Annotated in this window: 26 protein-coding genes; 20 read left to right on the forward strand and 6 right to left on the reverse strand. The window is 66.8% G+C overall.

Features of this window, described 5'->3' with window-relative positions; genetic code table 11:
• Positions 1-30: 30 nt before the first annotated feature.
• Positions 31-1,329 carry a hypothetical protein gene (locus WFK61_RS08240; protein ID WP_336811048.1) on the forward strand — a complete coding sequence of 433 codons (1,299 nt, stop codon included), beginning with the start codon at positions 31-33 and terminating at the stop codon, positions 1,327-1,329.
• Here WFK61_RS08240 and WFK61_RS08245 read toward each other — a convergent pair.
• From WFK61_RS08245 to ppk2, 4 genes are all read right to left on the reverse strand, one after another.
• Positions 1,277-1,852, reverse strand: coding sequence for a hypothetical protein (locus WFK61_RS08245; RefSeq protein ID WP_336811049.1), 576 nt, complete (start codon positions 1,850-1,852; stop codon positions 1,277-1,279). The genes WFK61_RS08240 and WFK61_RS08245 overlap by 53 nt on opposite strands.
• Complete coding sequence (locus WFK61_RS08250) at positions 1,849-2,409, reverse strand: hypothetical protein (protein ID WP_336811050.1); 561 nt, start codon at positions 2,407-2,409, stop codon at positions 1,849-1,851. The genes WFK61_RS08245 and WFK61_RS08250 overlap by 4 nt, the downstream gene beginning before the upstream one ends.
• Positions 2,406-2,993 (reverse strand): hypothetical protein, encoded by a 588-nt coding sequence (locus WFK61_RS08255; RefSeq protein ID WP_336811051.1) that lies wholly within the window; start codon positions 2,991-2,993, stop codon positions 2,406-2,408. The genes WFK61_RS08250 and WFK61_RS08255 overlap by 4 nt, the downstream gene beginning before the upstream one ends.
• Before the next feature lie 69 nt (positions 2,994-3,062).
• Positions 3,063-4,016 (reverse strand): polyphosphate kinase 2, encoded by a 954-nt coding sequence (gene ppk2 / locus WFK61_RS08260; RefSeq protein WP_336811052.1) that lies wholly within the window; start codon positions 4,014-4,016, stop codon positions 3,063-3,065.
• 121 nt (positions 4,017-4,137) lie between these two features.
• Here ppk2 and WFK61_RS08265 point away from each other — a divergent pair, with 121 nt between their 5' ends.
• The 7 genes from WFK61_RS08265 to phoB all read left to right on the forward strand — a co-directional run bounded on the left by WFK61_RS08265 (position 4,138) and on the right by phoB (position 10,675).
• Positions 4,138-5,196 (forward strand): ATP-binding protein, encoded by a 1,059-nt coding sequence (locus tag WFK61_RS08265; protein ID WP_336811053.1) that lies wholly within the window; start codon positions 4,138-4,140, stop codon positions 5,194-5,196.
• A 114-nt stretch (positions 5,197-5,310) separates the two neighbouring features.
• Complete coding sequence (gene pstS / locus WFK61_RS08270) at positions 5,311-6,336, forward strand: phosphate ABC transporter substrate-binding protein PstS (protein ID WP_336811054.1); 1,026 nt, start codon at positions 5,311-5,313, stop codon at positions 6,334-6,336.
• Positions 6,337-6,494: 158 nt separating this feature from the next.
• A complete protein-coding gene (pstC, locus tag WFK61_RS08275) occupies positions 6,495-7,469 on the forward strand; it encodes a phosphate ABC transporter permease subunit PstC (protein WP_336811055.1) in 975 nt (324 codons plus the stop codon).
• 11 nt (positions 7,470-7,480) lie between these two features.
• Entirely contained in the window at positions 7,481-8,365 is an 885-nt protein-coding gene (pstA, locus tag WFK61_RS08280) for a phosphate ABC transporter permease PstA (protein WP_336811056.1), read from the forward strand.
• A gap of 45 nt (positions 8,366-8,410) precedes the next feature.
• Positions 8,411-9,211 carry a phosphate ABC transporter ATP-binding protein PstB gene (pstB, locus tag WFK61_RS08285; RefSeq protein ID WP_199091950.1) on the forward strand — a complete coding sequence of 267 codons (801 nt, stop codon included), beginning with the start codon at positions 8,411-8,413 and terminating at the stop codon, positions 9,209-9,211.
• A 23-nt stretch (positions 9,212-9,234) separates the two neighbouring features.
• Positions 9,235-9,954 carry a phosphate signaling complex protein PhoU gene (gene phoU, locus WFK61_RS08290; protein WP_336811057.1) on the forward strand — a complete coding sequence of 240 codons (720 nt, stop codon included), beginning with the start codon at positions 9,235-9,237 and terminating at the stop codon, positions 9,952-9,954.
• Positions 9,955-9,967: 13 nt separating this feature from the next.
• Entirely contained in the window at positions 9,968-10,675 is a 708-nt protein-coding gene (gene phoB, locus WFK61_RS08295; protein ID WP_047576054.1) for a phosphate regulon transcriptional regulator PhoB, read from the forward strand.
• Positions 10,676-10,678: 3 nt separating this feature from the next.
• Here phoB and WFK61_RS08300 read toward each other — a convergent pair whose 3' ends face one another.
• Together WFK61_RS08300 and WFK61_RS08305 are read right to left on the reverse strand one after the other, a co-directional pair.
• Positions 10,679-11,065, reverse strand: coding sequence for a SpoIIAA family protein (locus WFK61_RS08300; protein WP_336811058.1), 387 nt, complete (start codon positions 11,063-11,065; stop codon positions 10,679-10,681).
• 55 nt (positions 11,066-11,120) lie between these two features.
• Entirely contained in the window at positions 11,121-12,038 is a 918-nt protein-coding gene (locus WFK61_RS08305) for a LysR substrate-binding domain-containing protein (protein ID WP_336811059.1), read from the reverse strand.
• Positions 12,039-12,132: 94 nt separating this feature from the next.
• Between WFK61_RS08305 and argH the strand changes: the two genes are divergently transcribed.
• The 12 genes from argH (at position 12,133) to WFK61_RS08365 (ending at position 26,722) form a co-directional block, all read left to right on the forward strand.
• Positions 12,133-13,548 (forward strand): argininosuccinate lyase, encoded by a 1,416-nt coding sequence (gene argH / locus WFK61_RS08310; protein WP_336811060.1) that lies wholly within the window; start codon positions 12,133-12,135, stop codon positions 13,546-13,548.
• Positions 13,545-14,438 carry an amino acid ABC transporter permease gene (locus tag WFK61_RS08315; RefSeq protein WP_336811061.1) on the forward strand — a complete coding sequence of 298 codons (894 nt, stop codon included), beginning with the start codon at positions 13,545-13,547 and terminating at the stop codon, positions 14,436-14,438. Before argH ends, WFK61_RS08315 begins: the two co-directional genes overlap by 4 nt.
• Positions 14,435-15,229, forward strand: a complete 795-nt coding sequence (locus tag WFK61_RS08320; protein WP_336811062.1) for an amino acid ABC transporter ATP-binding protein — start codon at positions 14,435-14,437, stop codon at positions 15,227-15,229. Before WFK61_RS08315 ends, WFK61_RS08320 begins: the two co-directional genes overlap by 4 nt.
• A 37-nt stretch (positions 15,230-15,266) precedes the next feature.
• On the forward strand, positions 15,267-16,097 hold the full coding sequence (locus WFK61_RS08325; RefSeq protein ID WP_336811063.1) for an ABC transporter substrate-binding protein: 831 nt from the start codon (positions 15,267-15,269) through the stop codon (positions 16,095-16,097).
• A 158-nt stretch (positions 16,098-16,255) separates the two neighbouring features.
• Positions 16,256-17,434, forward strand: a complete 1,179-nt coding sequence (zapE, locus tag WFK61_RS08330; RefSeq protein WP_336811064.1) for a cell division protein ZapE — start codon at positions 16,256-16,258, stop codon at positions 17,432-17,434.
• Between the two features lie 3 nt (positions 17,435-17,437).
• Positions 17,438-18,037, forward strand: coding sequence for a TetR/AcrR family transcriptional regulator (locus WFK61_RS08335; protein WP_336811065.1), 600 nt, complete (start codon positions 17,438-17,440; stop codon positions 18,035-18,037).
• A gap of 311 nt (positions 18,038-18,348) precedes the next feature.
• Entirely contained in the window at positions 18,349-19,311 is a 963-nt protein-coding gene (gene mdh / locus WFK61_RS08340; RefSeq protein ID WP_336811066.1) for a malate dehydrogenase, read from the forward strand.
• Between the two features lie 78 nt (positions 19,312-19,389).
• On the forward strand, positions 19,390-20,586 hold the full coding sequence (gene sucC, locus WFK61_RS08345; protein ID WP_336811067.1) for an ADP-forming succinate--CoA ligase subunit beta: 1,197 nt from the start codon (positions 19,390-19,392) through the stop codon (positions 20,584-20,586).
• A 9-nt stretch (positions 20,587-20,595) separates the two neighbouring features.
• Positions 20,596-21,480 (forward strand): succinate--CoA ligase subunit alpha, encoded by an 885-nt coding sequence (sucD, locus tag WFK61_RS08350; RefSeq protein WP_257731093.1) that lies wholly within the window; start codon positions 20,596-20,598, stop codon positions 21,478-21,480.
• 157 nt (positions 21,481-21,637) lie between these two features.
• Entirely contained in the window at positions 21,638-24,595 is a 2,958-nt protein-coding gene (locus WFK61_RS08355) for a 2-oxoglutarate dehydrogenase E1 component (protein ID WP_336811068.1), read from the forward strand.
• Between the two features lie 140 nt (positions 24,596-24,735).
• Positions 24,736-25,962, forward strand: a complete 1,227-nt coding sequence (gene odhB / locus WFK61_RS08360) for a 2-oxoglutarate dehydrogenase complex dihydrolipoyllysine-residue succinyltransferase (protein ID WP_336811069.1) — start codon at positions 24,736-24,738, stop codon at positions 25,960-25,962.
• A gap of 16 nt (positions 25,963-25,978) precedes the next feature.
• Positions 25,979-26,722 (forward strand): SDR family oxidoreductase, encoded by a 744-nt coding sequence (locus tag WFK61_RS08365; RefSeq protein ID WP_336811070.1) that lies wholly within the window; start codon positions 25,979-25,981, stop codon positions 26,720-26,722.
• Positions 26,723-26,759 lie beyond the last annotated feature (37 nt).

The raw sequence follows: 26,759 nt of genomic DNA on the forward strand, positions 1-26,759 counted from the left end.
GGGGCGGAGCGATCGCCTAGACTGGCGCCGATGCGCGCGATCGGCGACCTCACCCGGCAATTCTTCCAGCTCTGGCGCTTCGGCTGGCCGATGCTCCTGTGCATCGCGGCCTGCGGAGCGCTCGTCAACGATCTGCTGCTGCCGCTGGCGGTGAAGGCCGGCTTCGCCAATGCGCTCGCCGGCTTCGCCGTGCTCTCGGCCATCGTGCTGGCGAAGCTCGTCACGGTGGTCGCGATGTGCCTGTCATTGCGCCCGGCCATGCCGGGCGTCGCCGCGCTGTTTCCGGCGAAACCCGTTGCCGGGACGGCCGAGGGGAAGCCTAAGGAGCCGGACTGGCTCGGTGTGGTCGCGATCGCGATCATTCCCTTCTTCGCCTATTACGCGGCCTGGGGCTTTCTCGGGGACACGGTGCGCGACCACTCGCTGCTGGCGCTGGAGATGGCCGAGTTCGGCCAGAAGCTCTCGCTGTTCGATGTTCCGGCGACGCTCTGGCTCGGCATCGCCGTCGCGTTCGCCTTCGGCATGCGGCGGCTGGCCAAGCTGATGCAGACACGCAGCTCTCGGCCGGCCTGGCAGTTCGTCATCGTGCTTTGCGACGCCAACTGGATCTTCGTCGGCCTCTATGCGCTCACCGGCTGGAAGAACACCGTCTGGGCCTGGATCGGCGCCGGCGGGCCGTTGCCCTATCTCATGCGGGTGCGCGATCTTTTCCTTGGGCTGATCGGCAAGGCGCAGGCCGCGACGCCCGTCGCGGTCGATCTCGCGCCACCTTCCTTGCAGAGCAGCGCGCAAGGGCTCTTCCTGTATGCCCTGCTGCCGCTGGTCTGGCTCCTGATGGCGGCGGTGATCTACGGCTTCGACATGAAGGATGCGGCGGCGCTGAGCAGCCATCGGCGTACCGCGGCGGCCCTGTCGCACTATGGGCGCTTGCCGAAATTCCTGCGCGAGTTCATCGATCATTTCGTCGCCGGCTACCGCTCGCGCTACCTGCCGATCGCCAACAGCGTGCGGCTCGCCTTCGGGGCCGGGCTTGCCGTGCTGATCGGCTTCGTCCTGCTCTATCGCTTGATAGGCTGGGCGGCGGCCTGGGGCTGGATCGGGCTTGCGCATCTCATCGGCCCGCAGGAGCTGCCAGCCTGGCAGGCTTTGGCCAGCATCATCGCCTTCTTCCTCGGCGGGCCCAGCGATATCCGCGGCGGCATTCTCGTCGATGCCTTGCGCATCTGCCTTGTCGCGGCCGTCGTCGAGCAGGCTTCGGCGAAGCGGGCCGAGGCGCTCAGTTCGTCCGCGCAAAGCGAAGATAGCGCGGTCGCGACGCCGGCAGGCTGAGCGTGACATCGGCCGTCGCGAAGGCTGCGGCAGGCAGGATAAAGCTCTCGGTGATCGCGACGGTCGCGCCAACGGGCGGCTTGCCGAGGAAGGCGGGGCCGCAGCTCTTGCCCTCGTCCTTGTCGCGACTGAGAACGCGTCTCGCCTCGTTCGGCGTCAGGAAAGCAGGCTGCCAGCGCCGGCCGTCGGGGGCGAGAAGGGCGATGCGGCAAGGCGGTTGCGCGACGGCCTGCGCGTCGAGCACCTTGGCCTCGATCCGCAGCAGGGCGACGGCGGAACCATCCGGCCGCTCGGCGACGCGCTGAAGACTGACCACACGCCATTCGGCGCCGGCGAGCGTGGCCGGACGATCGAAGGGTGTGCGCTCTACGAAAAGCTCGTTTGCCCCGGCCCAGGTCGAGACGGGTTCGCGGGCCTGCACGAACAGCGCGAGCGGCAGGATGACAGGCAGCGCCCACAGGCAGCGCCTGCGCCAGTTCGGTGGCGACTTCGCGATGGGCGGGGCTGCGGTCGCGTCGGTCATTTCAGCGTATCGAGGTCGAGCGTCTCGGCCTGTTCGATGCGGTCATCAGGCAGGGCGATGCGCAATTGCGTGTCGAGGCGGGGCCAGCGTGATTCGGAAACGAGCAGAGCGGCGCCGCGCGCCGCGTCGCGGCCGATCTCGAAGATCAGCAGGCCGCGCTGCGGCAGGCCGGGTTCGAGCCGCTTGCCGCGCAGGAAGCCGCCGGCCTGCTCGGCGCGCTGGCTCGCTTCGAAGCGCAGGCCCGACGCCGCTTGCCAGACAGCCCCGCCGAGCGTCGCTGTGGACGGCGTGCCCTCGGCCTCGACGAGAGCCACGGCCCAGAGCCCGCCGGTGTCACGGTCGTAGCTGCGGCCAAAGGCTTGCCAGCGCAGGCGTTCGGCCAGAACGACCTTCTCGACGCGCAATGTGAAGCTGCGGGCGTTGATGCGCGTCCCGGCAACGCCCTGCTGCGTGATCGGGCCGGTGATCTCGCTATAGCCCGGCGTGGTCTGCTGAAGGGCAAACAGGAGCAGCGCGGCGATGGCGAGCGCGACGACGCGGGTGAGAATGCGGATCACGAGCCGGAACTTTCCGAGCGCAGCGGCAGCGTGACTGCGGCTATGGGCTTCGGGTTGAACCAGCCGGGCGCTGCGAGGAGATTGTCGCGCGGCTTGAAGGTCTCTCCGGTGACGACGACGCGGATGGTCTCAGGAATCGCCGCCGCTTCCGGCAAATCCCAGACCATGCGGATGCGTTCCGGCAAGCCCGGCTGCAGGGCTCCGAGGATGGCGCCGTCGCGCAGCAGATAGGCGGTCGGCGAGGGTGAAAGACCCGCGATCGGCGGGGCGAAACTGAGGATGCGGGAAAAGGCATTGCTGCTCTCGGAACTACGGTTCATCAGGTCGAGATCGACGCTGAGCGCCTTCATGCCGGGGCGTCCGCGAGAGCCGTCGGGACGCGGGGCCTTGTCCAACCCGGCGTTGCGGATGACGAGCTGCCAGCGCCCGGCTTCGATCGGCTGCTCGGCCCGCGCGACGGGAAGGCTCGCTGGAGGCATGGCCTCGCGTAGGGTCTGTGCCGTGGTCAGGCCAAGCGCCAGCAAGCCGCCGATGCCGATCGCCAGCTTCGATGCGAGGGATCGCCGCAGGGCTGCGAAAGCCATGGTCGCCATGGCCGGAAGATCACCCGATTCTGTGACCGGAATCCGGCAGGAGCCTTCCGAGGCTCGCGATCAGCGCCCCTCGGGCTCGCCGCCATTGTCGAGATAGCGGCTCACGGGGATGACGATCTCCTCGTCCAGCGTGCCGATCGCCGCCTCGTCCTTGTCCTTGTAGGGGACCATGCGCAGGACGTGGCGGATGGCGTTGAGCCGGGCGCGGAGCTTGTCGTTGCTGCGCACGACATGCCAGGGCGCGGCCTCGGTCGAGGTGCGCGACAGCATCTCGTCGAAGGCGCGGGAATAGTCGTCGAAGCGCGGGATCGACTCGAAATCGATCGGCGAGAGCTTCCAGCGCTTGAGCGGATCGTGCCAGCGCGCATGCAGGCGCGTCATCTGCATCTCGCGCCCGATGGTCAGGAAGAGCTTGATCAGGCGGACGCCGTCGCGGGCGAGCATGCCCTCGAAGGCCGGCGCCTCATCGAGGAAATGCTCGGTCTCCTCGGGCTTGCAGAAGCCCATGACGCGCTCGACGCCGGCGCGGTTGTACCAGGAGCGGTCGAAGAACACGATCTCGCCGGCTGTCGGCATCTGCGCGGCATAGCGCTGGAAATACCATTGGCCCCTCTCGGTGTCGGAGGGCTTCGACAGGGCGACGATGCGGGCCTGGCGCGGATTGAGATGCTGGGTGAAGCGGGCGATGGTGCCGCCCTTGCCGGCGCCGTCGCGGCCTTCGAAGACGATGACGATGCGCTCGCCATGCTTGGCGGCCCAGCGCATCAGCTTCTGCAGTTCGATCTGCAGCGGCTCCATCTCGCGGTCGTAGCGCTTGCGCTTCATCCGCTTGCCATAGGGGTAGTCGCCACTGTGATAGGCGGCGTCGATGATGGCTTCCGGCAGGCTGTCGGCCTCGATGTCGAAGCCCTTCGTCTTGCGGGATTTGGCGCGGGCCTTGGTCGGTTTGGCGTGATCTGGTGACGGCACGACAATGGCTTCCTTCGAGTCCGAGCCTGAGAATTTCTTTGCCATCGTCATATCTCCGCTTCGTGGGCAGCCTAGCCGGCTAGCTCGCGGAAGGGAATTGACGCCCGCCGCGCTTCCGCTCAGGAAGAGGCCCCGTCGGCATCCGCCGTCTGTCTCCGGGCGTTCCATGGTCAATCTTTCCGCTTCCAATGCCGCGCTGGTGCGGGACGTGGTCGAGGCGCTCGGCGCGCCGGCCGTGCTGCTCGACGGGCAGGGCGTGGCGCAGGCGTTGAGCCCGGCCATGCCCGCCCTGATTCCGGGGCTGGCGGTTGGCAAGCTTCTCGCGTTGGTGCTGCGCGACCCCGATCTCAACGATGCGATCGAGCATGTGGCCCTGGAAGGTGGACGCAAGACCGTCGAATTGGTCGAGCGCGTTCCGGTGGAGCGGACCTTCCGCATCCATATCGCCGCGCTGCGCGACAGCGGGCTGCGTCATGCGACGCTGCTGACCTTCCAGGACCTCAGCGAGCAGCGCGTGATCGAGCGCATGCGCGTCGATTTCGTCGCCAATGCCAGCCACGAACTGCGCACGCCTTTGGCCTCGCTGCTCGGCTTCGTCGAGACCCTGCAAGGGCCGGCGCGCAACGACGAGCGGGCGCGCGAGCGCTTTCTCGGCATCATGCGCGAGCAGGGCCTGCGCATGGCGCGCCTCGTCGACGACCTGCTCTCGCTGTCGCGGATCGAGCAGCGCGCCCATGTCGCGCCGGATACGCCGGTCGATCTCGCCGGCATCGCTCGCGAGATCGTGGATTCGCTGACGCTGATGGCGAGGGAGCGCGACGTAACACTGGCATTGAGGACGCCGCGCGAGGCGTTGCAGGTGCCGGGCGACCGTGACGAGTTGCTGCGCCTGATGGAAAACCTCGTCGAGAACGCGATCAAGTACGGGAAGCCCGGCGGGGAGGTCGCGATCACCGTCGAGACCGGCGAGAGCGAGGCCAGCTTCAGCGTGCGCGACGACGGGCCGGGCATCGCGCCCGAGCACCTGCCGCGCCTGACGGAGCGCTTCTACCGCGTCGATACGGCCGCGAGCCGCGAGGCCGGCGGCACGGGCCTCGGCCTCGCCATCGTCAAGCATATCGTGCTGCGCCATCGCGGGCGCCTGACGATCGAGAGCAAGCCGGGCGAGGGCGCGACCTTCAAGGCGATCCTGCCGCGTTTCGAGGCCGGGCACGCCAACGGCTAGCTGGTGCATGCCGGGCATCTATGACAGCTTTCATGACGGATTGTCATTTGGCTGTCATACAGAGGGTGTTCTGACAGGGCCGCTAGATAGAGCGACCAGATGAGGACATCTCACATGCGCAAGATTCTCGTTCTCGCGGCTGCTGCCGTCGGGATCGCCGGTTCCGCCCAGGCTGCCGACATCACCGGCGCCGGCGCGACCTTCCCCTTCCCGATCTACGCAAAGTGGGCCGAGGCCTACAAGAAGGAGACGGGCACCGGCCTGAACTACCAGTCGATCGGCTCGGGTGGCGGCATCCGCCAGATCAAGGCCAAGACCGTCGCCTTCGGCGCGACCGACGCCCCGCTCAAGGGCGAGGACCTGACCAAGGACGGCCTGATCCAGTTCCCGACCGTCATGGGCGGCGTCGTGCCGGCCGTGAACATCGCCGGTGTCGAGCCGGGCAAGCTCAAGCTCTCCGGCGAGATCATCGCCCAGATCTACATGGGCGACATCAAGAAGTGGAACGACCCGAAGATCGTGGCTCTCAATGCCGGCGTGACCCTGCCGGACGCGAACATCAACCCGGTTTACCGCTCGGACGGCTCGGGCACGACCTTCGTGTTCACCGACTATCTCTCGAAGGTCTCGGCTGACTGGAAGGCGAAGCTCGGCACCAACACCGCCGTGCAGTGGCCGGTCGGCATCGGCGGCAAGGGCAACGAGGGCGTCTCGGCCTCGGTCAAGCAGGTCGCCAACTCGATCGGTTATGTCGAGTATGCCTATGCCAAGCAGAACAAGCTCTCCCACGCCCTGGTGAAGAACGCCGACGGCAACTTCCCGGCTCCGGAAGAGAAGGCCTTCCAGGCCGCCGCTGCCAACGCCAACTGGAACGAGCAGCCGGGCTTCGGCATCTCGCTCAACAACCAGAAGGGCGCGGAAGCCTGGCCGATCACCTCGGCGACCTTCATCCTGGTCCATGCCAAGCCGGAGAAGCCGGAAGAGGTGCAGGCCGCGCTGAAGTTCTTCGAGTGGACCTACAAGAACGGCGACAAGCTCGCCAGCGACCTCGACTACGTCGCCCTGCCGGCGAACGTGAAGGACCAGGTCCGCAATGCCTGGAAGGGCGTGACCGACAACTCCGGCAAGCCGATCTTCTGATCGCGGCCATCGACAGGGCGAGGCGGGTTTTCCCGCCTCGCCGCACTTCCTGAAGCCTTCATCCTGAAGAGCCTGACCGGACGGGGCTCTTCAGGATGAAGGCTGGGGTTCGGCGGATACCGCCGCCGATCCCGGCCACGATACCGGAGCCTCCGCGGATGACCGCAGCAACCGACATGTCGAGCATTCCCGGCGCGACGCCGATCGTCAGAAAGACGCCAAAGGCGACCTTCGATTTCGCCTTCCGCAACGCCAGCTTCGCCGCTGCGCTGCTGGTGCTGGTTCTGCTTGCCGCCATCATGGCCTCGATGGTCATCGGTGGCTGGCCGGCCTTCCGCGAGTTCGGCCTCGGCTTCATCACTTCGAGCGTCTGGGATACCCAGAACGAGCAATACGGCGCCTGGCCGGCGATCGTCGGCACGCTCTCCACGGCGCTGATCGCGCTGGTGATCGGCGTGCCGCTCTCGCTGGGCATTGCTGTCTACCTGACGCAGCTCGCCCCGGCCTGGTTCAAGAAGCCGGTCGCGACCGCGATCGAATTGCTCGCCGCCGTGCCTTCGATCATCTACGGCATGTGGGGCCTGTTCGTATTCGTGCCGCTCTTCGCGGCCTATGTGCAGATCCCGCTCTCGAACATCGTCGAGGGCATGCCGATCGTCGGTACGGTGCTCTACTCGCGCTCGCCTTCGGGGCTCGGCATCTTCACCGCCGGCATCATCCTCGCCTTCATGATCGTGCCGTTCATCGCCTCGATCACCCGCGACATGCTGGAGCAGATCCCCTCGGTGCTGCGCGAGAGCGCCTATGGCATCGGCGCGACGACCTGGGAGGTCGTGCGCCACGTCCTGGTGCCGCAGGCCGGCGTCTCGATCATCGGCGCGGTGATGCTCGGCCTCGGCCGCGCGCTCGGCGAGACCATGGCGGTGACCTTCGTTGTCGGCAACGCCAACCGGCTCTCGGCCTCGATCCTCGATCCCGGCTCGACCATCGCCTCGCGCATCGCCAACGAGTTCAACGAGGCCATGGGCCTGCAGCTCAACGCGCTGATCGCGCTCGGCTGCATCCTGTTCTTCGTCACCTTCGTCGTCCTCGTCATCGCGCGACTGCTGGTCGCCCGCGTCAAGCGCTACTGAGGCTCAACCCCATGACCATGACGACCTCGCCCCGCGAACTCCCCCACGCTCCCTGGGGGCGCGTGCGCCAGTCGCGCCGCACCGCCGACCGGATGATGAAGATCATCGCCACCGGCTTCACCTTCACCGCCATCTTCGTGCTGTTCTGGATCCTCGGCATGCTCCTGGTGAAGGGCATCGGCGGACTCTCGGTCGCGACCTTCACGGCGGTCACGCCCGGCCCCGGCACGGAAGGCGGCGGCATCGCCAACGCTATCGTCGGCTCCTTCGTGCTGACCTTCCTCGGCATCGCCATCGCCACGCCGATCGGCGTGCTCGCCGGCACCTGGCTTGCGGAATATGGCCGCGGCTCGAAGCTCGCCAACCTGATCCGCTTCATCAACGACATCCTGCTTTCGGCGCCGTCGATCCTGATCGGCCTGTTCGTCTACGTCATCCTGGTCGAGCCGTTCCGCGGCTATTCCGGCTGGGCCGGCGGCGTCGCGCTCGGCATCATCGCGATCCCGGTGATCGTGCGCACCACCGAGGACATGCTGAACCTCGTCCCCGGCCCCTTGCGCGAGGCGGGTGCGGCGCTCGGCGCGCCGCCCTCTGTCGTCATCACCTCGGTGACCTGGCGCGCGGCCAAGGCCGGCATGGTCACCGGCATCCTGCTGGCGCTCGCCCGCATCGCCGGCGAGACCGCGCCGCTGCTCTTCACCGCGCTCAACAACAATTTCTGGTTCTCGCCGACGCTGGTCGGCGGCGTCTCCAACCTGCCGGTGACGATCTACCAGTTCGCCTCCGCCCCTTACGAGAACTGGCAGCAGCTCGCCTGGGCCGGCTCGCTCATCATCACCGTCTCGATCCTCGTGCTCTCGATCGTTGCCCGGCGTATCGTCGCCGGCAGCAAGTGAGCCTGAAACCAACCCGGTCGCGACCGACCTTGAGGACCTAAGTCGATGCTTTCGACCCTTGAACTCTCCCCCCAGTCGCTCGATGCCGAGGCGCCCGTCCGGATCGCGGTGAAGAACCTCGATTTCTACTACGGCGAGCACAAGGCGCTGAAGAACATCAATCTCGACTTCCGCGACCGCCATGTCACGGCGCTGATCGGCCCGTCGGGCTGCGGCAAGTCGACCCTGCTGCGCATCTTCAACCGCATCTACTCGCTCTATCCGGAGCAGCGCGCAGAAGGGCAGATCATGCTCGACGGCCGCAACATCATCTCCAACGACGTCGACGTGAACGAATTGCGCTCGCGCGTCGGCATGGTTTTCCAGAAGCCGACGCCGTTCCCGATGTCGATCTACGACAACGTCGCCTTCGGCATCCGCCTCTACGAGAAGCCGCCGAAGTCGGAACTCGACGACCGTGTCGAGGGCGCGCTGCGCCGCGCCGCGCTCTGGGACGAGGTCAAGGACAAGCTGAAGAGTTCCGGCATGGGCCTCTCCGGCGGCCAGCAGCAGCGCCTGTGCATCGCGCGCACCATCGCGCAGAAGCCGGAAGTGATCCTGTTCGACGAGCCGACCTCGGCGCTCGACCCGATCTCGACCGGCAAGATCGAGGACCTGCTGGAGCAATTGAAGAGCGACTTCACCATCGCCATCGTCACGCACAACATGCAGCAGGCGGCGCGCATCTCGCAGTACACGGCGTTCATGTATCTCGGCGAAGTCATCGAGTTCGCGCCGACCAACACCATCTTCATGAACCCCGCCAAGAAGCAGACCCAGGACTACGTCACCGGCCGTTTCGGCTAAGCGGCGACGAGGAGGACACCCCTATGACCGACCACATCGTCCGCTCCTACGACGCCGATCTCGAAGGCATCCGCCGCAGCCTTGCCGAAATGGGCGGCATGGCCGAGCGCATGCTGGGCGATTCCACGGTCGCGCTCGTTCGCCGCGACACCGCGCTTGCCCAGAAGATCATCTCGGCCGACCAGCGCCTCGACAATCTCCAGCGCGAGGTCGAGGAAAAGGCCGTGCTCACCATCGCCCGGCGCCAGCCGCTGGCGCAGGACCTGCGCGAGCTGATCTCGGCGATCCGCCTCGCTTCCGATATCGAGCGCGTCGGCGACCTCGCCAAGAACATCGCCAAGCGCGCCGTCGCCATTGCCGGGCAGTTCCAGCCGCCGCATCGCGCGGTCGTCGGCCTCGAGCATATCAGCCGCCTCGTGCAGGCCCAGCTCAAGGACGTGCTCGACGCCTATGCCGCGACCAACGAGCAGAAGGCGCTCGAGGTCTGGAAGCGCGACGACGAGATCGACGCGCTCTACACCTCGCTGTTCCGCGAACTCCTGACCTATATGATGGAAGATCCGCGCAACATCACCTTCTGCACGCATCTCCTGTTCTGCGCCAAGAACATCGAGCGCATCGGCGACCACACCACCAATATCGCCGAGACCATCCATTACCTCGTCACCGGCGATTCCCTCGATGCGAACCGCCCCAAGCTCGACACGACCAATATCGAGGTCGAAGCGGTGACGGGAAACTAAGGTCAAAGCCAACATGGCCGCACGCATCCTGATCGTCGAGGACGAGGAGCCGCTCACCCTGCTGCTGCGCTACAATCTCGAAGCCGAGGGCTTCGAGGTCGACAGCGTCGCGCGCGGGGACGATGCGGAATTGCACCTGCGCGATCACACGCCCGATCTCGTCCTGCTCGACTGGATGCTGCCGGGCCTGTCCGGCATCGAGCTTTGCCGCCGACTGCGCTCGCGCCGCGATACCGAGCGCGTGCCGATCATCATGCTGACGGCGCGCGGCGAAGAGACCGAGCGTGTGCGCGGGCTCGCGACCGGCGCCGACGACTATGTCGTGAAGCCGTTTTCGCTACCGGAACTGATCGCGCGCATCCAGGCGCTGCTGCGCCGGGCCAAGCCCGGGCATGTCGCGGGCCTGCTTGCGGCCGGCGATCTCGAACTCGACCGCACGACGCGGCGCGTCCGCCGGGCGGGCAGCGAATTGCATCTCGGGCCGACCGAGTTCCGCCTGCTGGAATTCCTGATGCAGGCGCCGGGCCGGGTATACTCCCGCGCCCAGCTGCTCGATGCCGTCTGGGGCCGCGACGTCTATATCGACGAGCGCACGGTCGACGTTCATGTCGGGCGGTTGCGCAAGGCGATTACGCCCGGCGATGCGAAGGACCCGTTGCGCACGGTGCGCGGCGCCGGCTATGCCTTCGATGAAACCTTTGCGCGCGGCGGCGCCGCGTAAGCCTTAGGCGTCCGGGCCACCCTCGATATCGCCGGCCCAGGCCAGCGCCTTCTCAAAGTCCTCGGGCTTGAAGGCGCGGACCTTGACGAAGGGGATCGCCGGATCGAGCAGATCGATGAAGCCGGCGAGCCAGCCCTTGTTGGTGATCACGGCCTCCTTCGGGAAGCGCTTCAGTTCCCAGAGCTTGCCGATGCTGTAGCGCGCGTCCTTCCAGGCGGCGGTGAGCGTCATGTCGGTGAAATCGGTGAGATCGACGAGCACGCCGACCTTCTCGTGGCGGGCGAGCTTGGTGCCGATATCGGCCATGATCGCGTCGACATCCTCTCCGGTCAGCGTCTGCATCAGGCGATAGGCCGCGACATGGTCCGGCGCGGGCAGAATGGTCAGCATGGCTCCTCCTCCCCAGCATCAACGCGCCGAGGAAGGGGAGGTTTCGTCGGCCGGGTCAGGCGGGTGCCCGGGTGGCGGCGTCGAATTGCGCGGCTTCTGATTTCAGCCAGGCGATGAAGGCATCTAGGCCCGGGCGCGAGGGCTGGTCGAGCGGGCGCGTCAGCCAGCAGCCGATGGCGCTGGTGAAGCCGAGGCCCAGCGGATTGACCAGCGCGCCGGAGGCCAGCTCGTCGGAGACATAGCAGCGTGGCGCCAGCGCGAAGCCCAGGCCCGCTACGGCGGCGCTGGTGATCACCGAATAATAGCCGTAGCGCACGGTGTGCTCGGGCACTGCGCCGCGCAGGCCGTGCGCCTCGGTGAACTCGGCCCAGAAGGTCGGCATCTGGTAATGCTGTAGCAGCGTCGCCTTCTGGATGTCGGCGGCGCGACGGAAGCCGCCCATGCGCTCGATCAGGTTGGGCGCGGCGACGAGCGCGACATCGCGGCCGAAGAGGTAATGCGCCTCCTTGCCGGGCCAGGGTTCGACACCATGGGCGATCTCGATATCCGGCTCCTCGGTCTCGCTTTCGCTGACATAGTTGGTGAACTGCACGTCGACGCCGGGGTGGGCCTCGGCGAAGGCGGGGAAGCGCGCCATCAGCCAGCGTTCGCCGGCAATAGCGATCATATGCAGGCGGATCGGCCGGGCGATGGCGTTGCGCTCCACGAGACGCCGCGCGCCGCGCTCCATCTGCTCCAGCGCCGCCTCGGCATAAGGCAGGTAGATCGCGCCGGCCTCGGTGAGCTTGAGGCCGAGCGGGCTGCGGTCGAACAGCACGGTGCCGAGATGATGCTCCAGCGAGAGGATCTGCTTGGAGACCGCGCTCTGGGTCAGGTTGACCGACTGGGCGGCGCGCGCCGTCGAGCCGAGCCTTGCGACGGTCGCGAAGGCCCTGAGCGCAGTCGATGACGGAGGGGGCCGGCCGGCCGCCATGGGGTATTCCTTTTTGGACTATCGCGGCGGAGATCGTTTCGTTTGCCGGTCTCTCGGTCAAGAGGCCATTCTTCCCTGAGGGGAGAACGACATCATGAACCAGACGACCCGTCTCTGGGGCGGCCGCTTCCGCAAGCAGCCGGATCCGCGCCTGATGAAGCTGTCGAGCGCCGCCGGCGAGCATGCCCGGCTGGTGCCGCAGGACGTCGCGGGCGGCAAGGCCCATGCGGCCGAGCTCGGGCGCGCCGGCCTGCTGACGGCGCAGGAGCTCGAGACCATCCTGACCGCGCTCGACGGGATCGCCCGCGACACGGTCGAGGGGCGGATCGCGCCGGGGCCGGATGACGAGGACGTCCATACCTTCATCGAACGCATCCTGACCGAGCGTATCGGTTCGACCGGCGCCAAGCTCCGCGCTGGGCGCTCGCGCAACGATCAGGCGGCGAACAATCTGAAGCTCTATCTGCGGGGGAAGTCGCGTTCGCTCGCCGGGATGCTGGCGGAGCTGCTCACCGCGATCGCCGATCAGGCGGAGGAGCATGCGACCTCCGTCTGCCCCGGCTTCACCCATCTCCAGAGCGCGCAGCCCGTCACCTTCGGCCATTGGCTGATGGCGCATGGCCAGGTGCTGATGCGCGATGCCTCGCGCCTGACCGACTGGGAGAAGCGCTCCGGCCAGTCCCCGCTCGGCGCGGCGGCGCTCGCGGGCTCTGCGATCACGCTGAACCCGGAGCTCAGCGCCAAGGCGCTCGGCTATGATGGGCCGTTCGAGAACTCGGTCGATGCGGTCGGCGCGCGCGACCATGTCGCGGAATTCCTGTTCGTCGCGGCGATGCTGGCGACGAACCTGTCGCGCCTGGCGGAGGAGGTGACGCTCTGGACCTCCCGCCAGTTCGCCTGGGTGACGCTGGACGACGCCTTCGCGACGGGCTCCTCGATCATGCCGCAGAAGAAGAACCCGGATATCGCCGAGATTTCGCGCGGCCGGGCGGCGCGGCTCGCCGGCGACCTCGTCACCATGCTCGGCGCGCTCAAGGGATTGCCGCTGTCCTATAATCGCGACCTCGCCGAGGACAAGCGTACGGGTTTCGACGCCGTCGATGTGCTCGAAGAGGTGCTGCCGGCCTTTGCCGGGCTGATCGCCAGCATGAGCGCCGACCCCGCGGTGATGCGCGCGCAGGCCGGCTCCGGCTTCGCGCTGGCGACCGAAGTGGCGGATCATCTGGCGCGCCAGGGCGTGCCCTTCGCCGAGGCGCATGAGATCACCGGCGCTCTGGTCCGTTACTGCGAGGAGATGGGGCGCGAGCTTGAATCGCTCGATGCGGTTGATCTCCGGGCCGTCGATCCCCGGCTTGATGCCGGCGTGCTCGACCAATTGACGCTCGATGCCGCGGTCGCCGCGCGCAGCGGCCGTGGCGGCACGGCGCCGGAGCGGGTGCGCGAGCAGATCGTGCGCTTCCGCGGCAAGCTCGCCGATCTCGAAACCTGGAGCCGGGAGGGCGGGCGATGAGCGACGCGACATCTTCGATCAGCAGCCGCGACCTCGCGGCGGTCTCGCAGCTCCGGATCGTGCCGCGGCGCTTCTACGGGCGCTGGCTCGCCTCGGCCGTGATCCTCGCGATCCTCGCCTGGATCGTGATGGCCTTCGTCGAGGGCGACATCGCCTGGCCGGTCGTCCGGCAGTTCTTCACTGCGCCGGCGATCATCTCCGGCCTCGGCAACACGCTGATCATGACGGTCTGCGCGATGACACTCGGCATCGTGCTCGGCGTCGTCTTCGCGATCATGTACATGTCGCCGAACCCGGTGCTGCGCAGCGTCGCGCTGTTCTACATCTGGTTCTTCCGCGGCACGCCGCTGCTGCTCCAGCTGCTGATCTGGTTCAACCTGGCGCTTGTCTTCCCGACCATCGGCATCCCCGGCGTATTCTCCTGGCGGACGATCGACATCATCGGGCCGTTCATGGCGACGCTGCTTGGCCTCGGCATGAACCAGGGCGCCTATACCGCCGAGGTGGTGCGCGGCGGCATCCTCTCCGTCGATACCGGGCAGACCGAGGCGGCCAAGTCGATCGGCATGACGCGGCTCACGACGCTGCGCCGCATCGTGCTGCCGCAGGCGATGCGCGTCATCATCCCGCCGGTCGGCAACGAGGTGATCAGCATGGTCAAGCTGACCTCGGTCGCCAGCGTGATCCAGTATGCCGAGATCCTGCGCAACGCGCAGACCATCTACTACGCCAATGCGCGGGTCATCGAGTTGCTGATCGTCGCGGCCGGCTGGTACCTGCTCGTGGTCACGATCTTGCAGGTCGGACAGTATTTCCTCGAACGCCATTTCTCGAAGGGGCGGGGAGGGCGGCGCGCCAAACGCGCGGCGGTGCAGGAGGACGCGGCATGAGCGCGGTCGAGACCCAGGCCAAGGCCGACAGCGCGATCGTCACGATCGCCAATGTCAGCAAGCTCTTCGGCGACCTGAAGGCGCTGAACAACGTCTCGCTCTCGATCGAGCCCGGCACGGTCCAGTGCATCATCGGGCCGTCGGGTTCGGGCAAGTCGACGCTGCTGCGCTGCATCAACCAGCTCGAGAAGATCGACCAGGGCGCGATCCGCGTCGATGGCGAATTGATCGGCTATCGCCGTGTCGGCGACGAACTGCACGAACTGACCGATGTCGAGATCGCGCGCCAGCGCCTCGTCACCGGCATGGTGTTCCAGCGCTTCAACCTGTTCAACCACATGACGGCGCTGCAGAACATCATCGAGGGGCCGCTCACGGTGCTGAAGCAGCCGCGCAAGCAGATCGTCGCCGAGGCGATGGCGCTGCTGGAGCGCGTCGGCCTCGCCGACAAGCGCGATTCCTATCCGAGCGAATTGTCGGGCGGGCAGCAGCAGCGCGTCGCCATCGCGCGGGCGCTGGCGATGAAGCCCAAGCTGATGCTGTTCGACGAGCCGACCTCGGCGCTCGATCCGGAACTCGTCGGCGAGGTGCTCAACGTGATGCGCGATCTCGCGGCCAGCGGCATGACCATGATCGTGGTCACCCACGAGCTCGGCTTCGCGCGCGAGGTCGCGGGCGACGTCGTCTTCATGGACAAGGGCGAGATCGTCGAGCAGGGGCCGCCGCAGACCGTGCTCGTCTCGCCCAGCCAGGCGCGCACGCGCGACTTCATCGCCGCCGTCCTGAAGTGACGGCGACGGTATTCGTTTCAAGAGAGGGAGAGACCACATGCTTCGTTTGACCATCGCTGCCGCGCTGCTCGCCGGCACCGCGCTCGCCGCGCAGGCCCAGGCCCTGCCTGAGCGCGTCAAGACCGCCGGCAAGATCGTGATCGCGACCCAGCCGAACTATCCGCCGATCGCCTTCAAGGATGTCGCCACCAACCAGCTTTCGGGCTTCGATATCGAGCTGGGCGAGGCCATCGCCAAGGAGCTCGGCGTCAAGGTCGAGTGGCAGGAGACCGCCTTCGCCCAGATGCTGCCCTCGCTGCAGACCGGCCGCGTCGATGCCGTCATGGCGGGCATGAGCGACCTGCCGGCCCGGCGCGAGACCGCCGATTTCATCGACTACATGGATTCCGGCGCGCAGTTCTACACGGTCACCGCCTTCAAGGACACGATCAAGACCCCCGAGGACCTCTGCGGCAAGAGCGTCGGCGCCAGCCGCGCGACCAACTGGCCGCGCCAGATCGGCGAGTGGAGCGAGGCGAACTGCGTCGCCAAGGGCAAGCCCGCGATCAACGTGGTCGGCACCGAGGGCTCGGTCGACGCCCGCACCCAGCTCAAGACGCAGCGCCTGCAGGGCGGCGTCCAGGGCAGCGAGACGATGAGCCATTTCCAGAAGCTGGAGCCGAACACCTATATCCCGCTCGGCAAGCCGTTCACCCATTCGCTGGCCGGCATCCCCTTCGCCAAGACGGCGGAAGGCACGCAGCTGCGTGACGCGGTCAAGGGCGCGCTCGACCGGCTGCAGGCGAACGGCACCTATGACAAGCTGATCGAGAAGTATGGCCTCGCCAACAACGCGGTGAAGCCGGTCACCATCAACCAGGGCAAGTGAGCCCGGCCGAGGCCGGCTGAGCCAGCCTCGGCGCTCAGCACGACAATCCGATCCCGGCCAGGCCTTGCCTGCGCCGGGATTTTCGTCTCGGGCTTGCCCGGGCGGCTGCGCTGCCGTAACCCGGTCAGGTCTCATCCGGATCGCCAGCGCCCGCCGTCATGTCAGCCTCGATCACCGACCGTTACGCCGCCCTGGTCGAGGCGGGCGCCATCGAGCGCGATCCCGCGCAGGTCGCGGTGGTCAGGAAGCTTCAGGCGCTGACGGAGACGCTCGCCGCCCGCCGGCTCGCCCGCAAGGGCAGCGCGCTCGGCTGGCTCTTCGGCCGCAAGCCCGACACCGCGGCGGCACCGAAGGGGCTCTATGTCTGGGGCTCGGTCGGCCGCGGCAAGACCATGCTGATGGACATGTTCTTCGAGGCGGCGCCGGTGAAGCGCAAGCGCCGCGTGCATTTCCACGAGTTCCTGGCCGACGTCCATGGCCGGATCAACGCCTATCGCCAGAAGATCAAGAGCGGCGAGGTCAAGGATTCCGATCCGATCGCGCCCGTCGCGGCGGACCTTGCGGAAGAGGCCTATCTGCTCTGCTTCGACGAGTTCACCGTGACCGACATCGCCGATGCGATGATCCTCGGCCGGCTGTTCACGGCGCTGTTCGCCGCCGGTGTCGTCGTGGTCGCGACCTCGAATGTCGAGCCGTCGCGCCTCTATGAAGGCGGGCTCAACCGGGCGCTGTTCCTGCCCTTCATCGAGTTGCTGCAGACCAAGGTCGAGGTGCTCAAGCTCGATGCGCGCACCGATTTCCGGCTGGAGAAGCTCGGCGGCGCGCCGGTCTATCATGTCCCGGCCGACGAGAAGGCGAAGGCCGCGCTCGATGCCGCCTTCAAGGCACTGTCAGGCAAGGCGCAGGGGCAGCGCACGGTGCTCACCGTGCAGGGCCACGACCTCGTCCTGCCGCAGGCGGCCGGCAGCGTGGCGCGGGCAGGCTTCGCCGATCTCTGTGCGCAGGCCTATGGCGCGTCGGACTATATCGCGCTGGCGCAGCGCTTCCACACGCTAGTGCTGGACGACATCCCAATCCTTGATTTCGACCGGCGCAACGAGGCCAAGCGCTTCATCATCCTGATCGACACGCTCTACGAGCATCATGTGAAGCTCGTCGCCTCGGCGGCGGCCGAGCCGCATGAACTCTATCGCGCGAGCGCGGGGCGCGAGGCCTTCGAGTTCGACCGTACCGTCTCCCGCCTGATCGAGATGCGTTCCGAAGACTATCTCGCGATGCCGCATGGCCGGCCGGATTCGGCAGCGAGCGGCAACACCACCGGCCTGGTCGAGACCTGAGCCATGGTCCAGCGCGAGCCGAGCGAGACCCGCATCCTCACGGTCGCCGGCGAGCATCTGCGCAAGTTCGGGCTGAAGCGCTTCACCGTCGTCGCCGTGGCGGAAGAGGCGGGCATGACCCATGCCAATGTCTATCGCTACTTCCCCTCCAAGGGGGCGCTGATCGACGCCGTCGTCGATGTCTGGCTGAAGGCGACCGAGCGCCGCCTCGCCGATGTCGCCGATGGCCCGGACCCGGCCGACGACAAGCTGGAGCGCCTGATCCTGGCGCTGGCCAAGGCCAATCGCGATCTCCTGACCGAGGAGCCGCATCTCTTCGCGGCCTTGTCGCTGGCGGTGGCCAAGCGGCATGCGATCAGCCGGCGCAACCGCACCCGCGTGCGCGCGCTGTTCGAGCGCGTTGTCGATGAGGGCATGGCGACCGGCGTGTTCGAGCCGCGCGACCGCGACCGGGCGATCGCCTTCGTCATCGACGCCACCAACCGCTTCATCCATCCGGCCTCGCTGGCGCTGGAGGCGGATGTGCCGCAGGCATCGGTCGATACGCGGCTCTCGACCCTGATCCGCGTGATCCTACGGGTGCTCGGCAGCGGGATCGTGTGAATAATCTGGTGACCAATTACAATTTCTGTAAATTGTAATTGTCGGATTTCGTTCCTTCTGGAACCGAGTGCGAATATCCGCCTCTTCTAAGCTATTGAAAAATATAAGTCGGCCTCGCGCGGTGTCGCGCGAGGCGCCCGATGCCCGAGAAAAGCCGCTTTTGCGGCGAGGGTTGCGGCAAAAGGCCGGTTTGGGCCAAAGGAACGCACGGTTTGGCCGGGTCCCCGGCCTGTCGCAGCGCCAAGGCATTTTGAATGTCGAAGCCGGCAGTGGCCGGATCGATGGTAGCGCCAGAAACAAAGGACTAGGCAATGGCCCGTAAGAAGATCGCCCTCATCGGCTCCGGCCAGATCGGCGGCACGCTCGCCCACCTCGCCGGCCTCAAGGAACTGGGCGACATCGTCCTGTTCGACATCGCCGAGGGCATTCCGCAGGGCAAGGGCCTGGACATCGCCGAGTCCGCGCCGGTCGACGGCTTCGACGCCGGCTACAAGGGCACGAATTCCTACGAGGACATCAAGGGCGCCGACGTGATCATCGTCACCGCCGGCGTGCCGCGTAAGCCCGGCATGAGCCGCGACGACCTGATCGGCATCAACCTCAAGGTGATGAAGTCGGTCGGCGAGGGCATCAAGCAGTATGCTCCGAAGGCCTTCGTGATCTGCATCACCAACCCGCTCGATGCGATGGTCTGGGCGCTCCAGAAGTTCTCGGGCCTGAAGCCCAACATGATCTGCGGCATGGCCGGCGTGCTCGACTCGGCCCGCTTCCGCCACTTCCTTGCCGAAGAGTTCCAGGTCTCGGTCAAGGACGTCTCTGCCTTCGTGCTCGGCGGCCATGGCGACGACATGGTGCCGCTGGTCCGCTATTCGGGCGTCGCCGGCATCCCGCTGCCGGACCTCGTCAAGATGAAGTGGACCACGCAGGAGAAGCTGGACGCCATCGTCGAGCGCACCCGCAAGGGCGGCGGCGAGATCGTCAACCTGCTCAAGACCGGCTCGGCCTTCTACGCGCCGGCGGCTTCCGCGATCGCGATGGCCGAGAGCTATCTCAAGGATCAGAAGCGCGTGCTGCCGGCCGCTGCGGCTCTCAAGGGCCAGTACGGCGTCAAGGACATGTTCGTCGGCGTTCCCGTCGTGATCGGCGCCAAGGGGGTCGAGCGCGTCGTCAAGATCCGCCTCAACGGCGCCGAGAAGGAGATGCTGGCGAAGTCGGTGGCTTCGGTGCAGGGCCTAATCGACGCCTGCAAGAACATCGACCCGTCACTCGCGTGATCTAGAGCGAGGGCGGCGGCGCGGAGACGCGCGGCCGCCCTTTCGTCAATTTTTGCCGCTGCCAGGGAAACCGAGCACATGAACATCCACGAATACCAGGGCAAAGCCATCCTCAAGGAATTCGGCGCGCCTGTTTCGGCCGGTTTCCCGGCACTGACGGTTGCGGAGGCTGTCGAGGCCGCCAAGAAGCTGCCGGGGCCGCTTTACGTCGTGAAGTCGCAGATCCACGCCGGCGGGCGCGGCAAGGGCAAGTTCAAGGAACTGCCGGCCGATGCCAAGGGCGGTGTCCGCCTCGCCAAGTCGGTGGCCGAGGTCGAGGCCCACGCCAAGGAAATGCTCGGCAACACGCTGGTGACGATCCAGACGGGCGAGACCGGCAAGCAGGTCAACCGCCTCTATATCGAGGACGGCTCGGACATCGAGAAGGAGTTCTACCTCTCGGCGCTGGTCGACCGCGAGACCTCGCGCATCGCCTTCGTCGTCTCGACCGAGGGCGGCATGGACATCGAGGCCGTCGCCCATGACACGCCCGAGAAGATCGAGACCTTCTCGGTCGATCCGGCCACCGGCATCATGCCGCATCACGGCCGCGCCATGGCGCGCATCCTCGGGTTGCAGGGCGATCTCGCCAAGCAGGCCGGCACCGTGCTCGGCCAGATCTACAACGCGTTCGTGGCCAAGGACATGGACATGCTGGAGATCAACCCGCTGATCGTGACGACCCAGGGCCAGCTCAAGTGCCTGGACGCCAAGGTCTCGTTCGACTCCAACTCGCTCTATCGTCACCCGGAAATCGTCGCGCTCCGCGACACGACGGAAGAGGACGAGAAGGAGATCGAGGCCTCCAAGTACGACCTCGCCTATATCGCGCTCGACGGCACGATCGGCTGCATGGTCAACGGCGCCGGCCTCGCGATGGCGACGCTCGACATCATCCAGCTCTACGGGGAATCGCCCGCCAACTTCCTCGACGTCGGCGGCGGCGCCAGCGAAGAGAAGGTCACGGCGGCGTTCAAGATCATCACCGCCGACCCGAAGGTGAAGGGCATCCTCGTCAACATCTTCGGCGGCATCATGAAGTGCGACGTCATCGCGCGCGGCGTCATCGCGGCGGTGAAGGCGGTCGGTCTTCAGGTTCCGCTGGTCGTGCGCCTCGAAGGCACGAATGTCGAGGAAGGCAAGAAGATCATCCGTGAGTCCGGCCTCAACGTCATCCCCGCCGACGACCTCGACGACGCCGCGCAGAAGATCGTCGCCGCGATCAAGAAGGCCTGAGGAGCAGACATGTCCATCCTGATCGACAAGAACACCAAGGTCATCTGCCAGGGCTTCACCGGCAAGAACGGCACCTTCCACTCCGAGCAGGCGATCGCCTATGGCACGCAGATGGTCGGCGGCACCTCGCCGGGCAAGGGCGGCTCGCTCCATCTCGGCCTGCCCGTCTTCGACAGCGTGCACGAGGCCAAGGCCAAGACCGGCGCCGATGCTTCGGTCGTCTACGTGCCGCCTCCGGGCGCGGCGGACGCGATCTGCGAGGCGATCGATGCCGAGATCCCGCTCGTCATCTGCATCACCGAAGGCATCCCGGTGCTCGACATGGTCCGCGTCAAGCGTTCGCTCGTCGGCTCCAAGACCCGCCTGATCGGCCCGAACTGCCCCGGCGTCGTCACCGCCGGCCAGTCGAAGATCGGCATCATGCCGGCGAACATCTTCAAGCCGGGCAATGTCGGCATCGTCTCGCGCTCGGGCACGCTGACCTATGAGGCAGTGTTCCAGACCACGAACGAGGGCCTCGGCCAGACCACGGCCGTCGGCATCGGCGGCGACCCGGTCAAGGGCACCGAGTTCATCGACATGCTCGAGATGTTCCTGGCGGACCCGAAGACCGAGTCGATCGTCATGATCGGCGAGATCGGCGGCTCGGCCGAAGAGGACGCGGCGCAGTTCATCAAGGACGAGGCGAAGCGTGGTCGCAAGAAGCCGATGGTCGGCTTCATCGCCGGCCGCACGGCTCCTCCCGGCCGCCGCATGGGCCATGCCGGCGCGATCATCTCGGGCGGCAAGGGCGGCGCCGAGGACAAGATCGCGGCGATGGAAGCGGCCGGCATCCGGGTCTCGCCCTCGCCGGCGCGCCTTGGAAAGACCTTGGTCGAAGTGTTGAAGGGCTGAGACGCCAGCGGCGCGGCCGGGTCGATCCCGGCCACGCCGTGAGCGGTCTTTGGTTGCGAAACGATTAGGTCGGGCTCAGGCCCGACCGAGCGAACTAAAAGGATGTCCGGGCAAGGGTTCGGACATGGCTTAAGCGGCGAAGGAAGGCAGGAGCATCATGGCTCGCCAGGACATCAACGAGGCTCTCGCGCAAACCGGTTTCCTCTATGGCGGCAACGCTGCCTATATCGAGGATCTCTATGCCCGCTACGAGGCCGACCCCAAGTCGGTCGACGAGCAGTGGCAGAGCTTCTTCGGCGCGCTGAAGGACGACAAGGAAGCCGTCCTGCAGAACGCCAAGGGCGCGTCCTGGAAGAAGCCGAACTGGCCGGTCGTCGCCAATGGCGAGCTGGTCTCGGCGCTGGACGGCAACTGGGCCGTCGTCGAGAAGGTGATCTCCGACAAGCTTGGCGCCAAGGCCAAGGCCGCCGGCACCGCGCTTTCCGCGGCCGACGTGCAGCAGGCGACCCGCGATTCCGTGCGCGCGATCATGCTGATCCGCGCCTACCGGATGCGCGGCCATCTCCATGCCAAGCTCGACCCGCTGGGCATCGAGAGCCGCAACGACCATGAAGAGCTGTCGCCGGCCGCCTTCGGCTTCACCGACGCCGATCTCGACCGCAAGATCTTCATCGACAACGTGCTCGGCATGGAGTTCGCCAGCGTCCGCGAGATGGTCGCGGTCCTGCAGCGGACCTATTGCGGCACGGTCGGCATCGAGTTCATGCATATCTCCGACCCCGAGCAGAAGGCCTGGCTGCAGGAGCGCATCGAGGGGCCGGACAAGGAGATCGCCTTCACCAAGGAAGGCAAGAAGGCGATCCTGAACAAGCTCGTCGAGACCGAGGGCTTCGAGAAGTTCCTCGACCTCAAGTTCACCGGCACCAAGCGCTTCGGCCTGGATGGCGGCGAGGCGCTGGTTCCGGCTCTGGAGCAGATCATCAAGCGCGGCGGCGCGCTCGGCGTGCGCGACATCGTCTTCGGCATGGCCCATCGCGGCCGCCTCAACGTGCTGACCCAGGTCCTCGGCAAGCCGCACCGCGCGCTGTTCCACGAGTTCAAGGGCGGCTCCTTCGCTCCCGACGATGTCGAGGGCTCGGGCGACGTGAAGTACCATCTCGGGGCGTCCAGCGACCGCGAGTTCGACGGCAACAACGTCCATATCTCGCTGACCGCCAATCCGTCGCATCTGGAGATCGTCGACCCCGTCGTGCTCGGCAAGGTGCGCGCCAAGCAGGACCAGTTCGGCGACATCGTCGAGCGTTCCAAGGTGTTGCCGCTGCTGATCCATGGCGACGCGGCCTTCGCCGGCCAGGGCGTCGTGGCGGAATGCCTCGGCCTGTCGGGCCTGAAGGGCCACCGCACCGGCGGCTCGCTGCATTTCATCATCAACAACCAGATCGGCTTCACCACCTATCCGCGCTATTCGCGCTCCTCGCCCTATCCGTCCGACGTGGCGAAGATGGTCGAGGCTCCGGTCTTCCATGTGAACGGCGACGATCCGGAAGCGGTCGTTTTCGCCGCCAAGGTCGCGATCGAATTCCGGCAGAAGTTCCACAAGCCTGTCGTGATCGACATGTTCTGCTATCGCCGCTTCGGCCATAACGAAGGCGACGAGCCGGGCTTCACCCAGCCCCTGATGTACCGCAAGATCCGCGGCCACAAGTCGACGCTGGAGCTCTATGGCGAGAAGCTCGCCGCCGAGGGCGTGATCGAGGCCGGCGAGCTCGACGCGATGCGCGCCGCCTGGAAGGGCAAGCTGGAGGTCGAGTTCGACGCCGGCCAGGCCTTCAAGCCGAACAAGGCCGACTGGCTCGACGGCCGCTGGGCCGGCATGAAGGCGATCCGCGCCGACGAGGACGATCCGCGCCGCGGCGCCACCGGCGTGCCGGTGGAGACGCTCAAGGAGATCACCGAGAAGATCACGGCCGTTCCGGCCGGCTTCAACGTCCACAAGACGATCCAGCGCTTCCTCGACAACCGCAAGAAGGCGGTCGAGAGCGGCGAGGGCATCGATTGGGCGACCGCCGAGGCGCTGGCTTTCGGCTCGCTGCTGCTCGACGGCAATCCGGTGCGCCTCTCCGGCCAGGATTGCGAGCGCGGCACCTTCTCGCAGCGCCATTCGGTGCTGATCGACCAGGAGACCGAGGCCCGCCACACCTCGCTGAACCATATCCGCGAGGACCAGTCCCGCTACGAGGTCATCAACTCGATGCTCTCGGAAGAGGCCGTGCTCGGCTTCGAATACGGCTACACCCTGTCGGAGCCGAACGCGCTGACGATGTGGGAGGCGCAGTTCGGCGACTTCGCCAACGGCGCGCAGGTCGTGTTCGACCAGTTCATCTCGTCGGGCGAGCGCAAGTGGCTGCGCATGTCCGGCCTCGTCTGCCTGCTGCCGCATGGCTATGAAGGCCAGGGTCCGGAGCACTCCTCCGCCCGCCTGGAGCGCTTCCTGCAGATGTGCGCGGAAGACAACATGCAGGTGGCGAACTGCTCGACGCCGGCGAGCTATTTCCACATCCTGCGCCGCCAGCTGAAGCGCGACTTCCGCAAGCCGCTGATCCTGATGACGCCGAAGTCGCTGCTGCGCCACAAGCGTTGCATCTCCGACCTCAGCGACCTCGCCGAGGGCTCGACCTTCCACCGCGTGCTGGCTGACGATGCCGAGCGCGGCAAGTCGACCACCAAGCTGGTCAAGGACTCGAAGATCCGCCGCGTCGTGCTCTGCTCGGGCAAGGTCTATTTCGACCTGCTGGAGGAGCGCGAGAAGCGTGGCATCGACGATGTCTACCTGATGCGCGTCGAGCAGCTCTATCCGTTCCCGCTGAAAACGCTGGCGCAGGAGCTGGCGCGCTTCAAGGGCGCCGACGTGGTCTGGTGCCAGGAGGAGCCGAAGAACATGGGCTCCTGGACCTTCGTCGAGCCCTATCTGGAATGGGTGCTGGGCCATGCCGGCTCGAAGTCGAAGCGTCCGCGCTATGTCGGCCGCCCGGCCTCGGCCGCGACCGCGACCGGCCTGATGTCCAAGCATCTCGCCCAGCTCAACGCCTTCCTCGACGAGGCCTTTGCCGCTTAAACTTGGTGTCATCCCGGACAAGCCGCGTGAGCGGCGCCGATCCGGGATCCATGCCTGAACCGTTCCGGAATGGATCCCGGGTCTGCGCTTCGCTCCGCCCGGGATGACATCCACGAGATCCGAATAAGAAGAGGCCTGACATGGCGACCGAAATCCGCGTACCCACCCTCGGCGAATCCGTTTCCGAGGCCACCATCGGCAAGTGGTTCAAGAAGCTGGGCGAGGCGGTGAAGGCCGACGAGCCTTTGGTCGAGCTCGAGACCGACAAGGTGACGCTGGAAGTCAACGCGCCGGCCGCCGGCGTGCTCGGCGAGATCGTCGCCAAGGAAGGCGACACGGTCGGCGTCAGCGCGCTGCTCGGCACGATCGCCGAAGGCGGCGCCGCTGCTGCCGCTGCGCCTGCTCCGAAGGCCGAGGCCAAGCCCGCCGCTGCTCCGGCTCCTGCCGCCGAGGCCCCGAAGGCTGCCGCGACCAAGGCCGCCGATTCCGGCCCGGCCGTGTCGCGCCTCGCCGCCGAGAGCGGCGTCGACCCGTCCAAGGTCGCTGCGTCCGGCAAGGATGGCCGCGTGACCAAGGGCGACATGCTCGCCGCGATCGCGACCGGCGGTGCTGCCGCTCCGGCCGCTGCGCCGGTCGCCATCCGCGCGCCGTCGGCGCCGGATGACGGCGCCCGCGAAGAGCGCGTCAAGATGACCAAGCTGCGCCAGACCATCGCGCGCCGCCTGAAGGAAGCCCAGTCCAACGCGGCGATGCTGACGACCTTCAACGAGGTCGACATGTCCGGCGTGATGGCGCTGCGCAACCAGTACAAGGACGTGTTCGAGAAGAAGCACGGCGTGAAGCTCGGCTTCATGGGCTTCTTCGTGAAGGCCTGCGTGCAGGCGCTGAAGGAGATCCCGGCGGTCAATGCCGAGATCGACGGCACCGACATCATCTACAAGAACTACTACCATATCGGCGTCGCCGTCGGCACCGAGAAGGGCCTGGTGGTTCCGGTCGTGCGCGATGCCGACGAGCTCTCCATTGCCGGCGTCGAGAAGAAGATCGGCGAGTTCGGCCGCAAGGCCCGCGACGGCAAGCTCTCGATCGAGGAGATGCAGGGCGGTACCTTCACCATCTCGAATGGCGGCGTCTACGGCTCGCTGATGTCGACCCCGATCCTGAACGCGCCGCAATCGGCGATCCTGGGCATGCACAAGATCCAGGAGCGTCCGGTCGTCGTGAACGGCAAGATCGAGATCCGCCCGATGATGTATCTCGCGGTCAGCTATGACCACCGCATCATCGACGGCAAGGAAGCCGTGACCTTCCTGGTCCGCATCAAGGAAGGCCTGGAGGATCCGGCGCGCCTCGTGCTCGATCTCTGATCGCGCGGGACGGGACGTGTCGGGCGTTGCGATCGTCACCGGCGGCAGCCGGGGAATCGGCCGGGCGACCGCGATTCTGCTCGCGGAGCGCGGCTACGATCTCGTCGTCAACTACCAGTCCAATGCGGAAGCCGCGACTGATGCGGTCGCCGCCGTGCACGGCCAAGGCCGGCAGGCCGTGGCGGTCAAAGGCGATGTCGGCGACGAAGCCGATGTCGCCGCGATCTTCGCGGCGGCCGACAAGCTCGGGCGCCTGACGGCGCTGGTCAACAATGCCGGCGTCATCGACGCTCCGCAGCGCCTCGACGAGATGAGTCTTGCCAGGCTGGACCGGATGTTCCGGATCAATCTGACCGGCAGCTTCCTCTGCGCCCGCGAGGCGGTGAAGCGGATGTCGACCCGCCATGGCGGGCAGGGCGGCGGCATCGTCAATCTGTCCTCCGCCGCGGCGGTGCTGGCCGGCGCCGGACAATATCTCGACTATGCCGCGGCCAAGGCCGGCATCGACATCTTCACGCTCGGCCTCGCCCGCGAGGTCGCGGCCGAGGGCATCCGGGTCAATGCCGTCAGGCCGGGCATCATCGATACGGAGATCCATGCCAGCGGCGGTATGCCCGATCGCGTCGCCGCCTTGCGCGACCAGCTTCCGATGAAGCGCGAGGGCACCGCGCGCGAGGTGGCGCAGGCGATCGCCTGGCTGCTCTCGGATGAAGCCTCCTACACCAACGGAACCGTCTTGAACGTGACCGGCGGGCGCTGAAGCGCCGCCGCATTCGAACACAGGAAAGGAAGTCACC

This window comes from Allobosea sp. MMO-172 (genome assembly GCF_037147855.1).
In the GTDB taxonomy this organism is placed as follows: domain Bacteria; phylum Pseudomonadota; class Alphaproteobacteria; order Rhizobiales; family Beijerinckiaceae; genus Allobosea.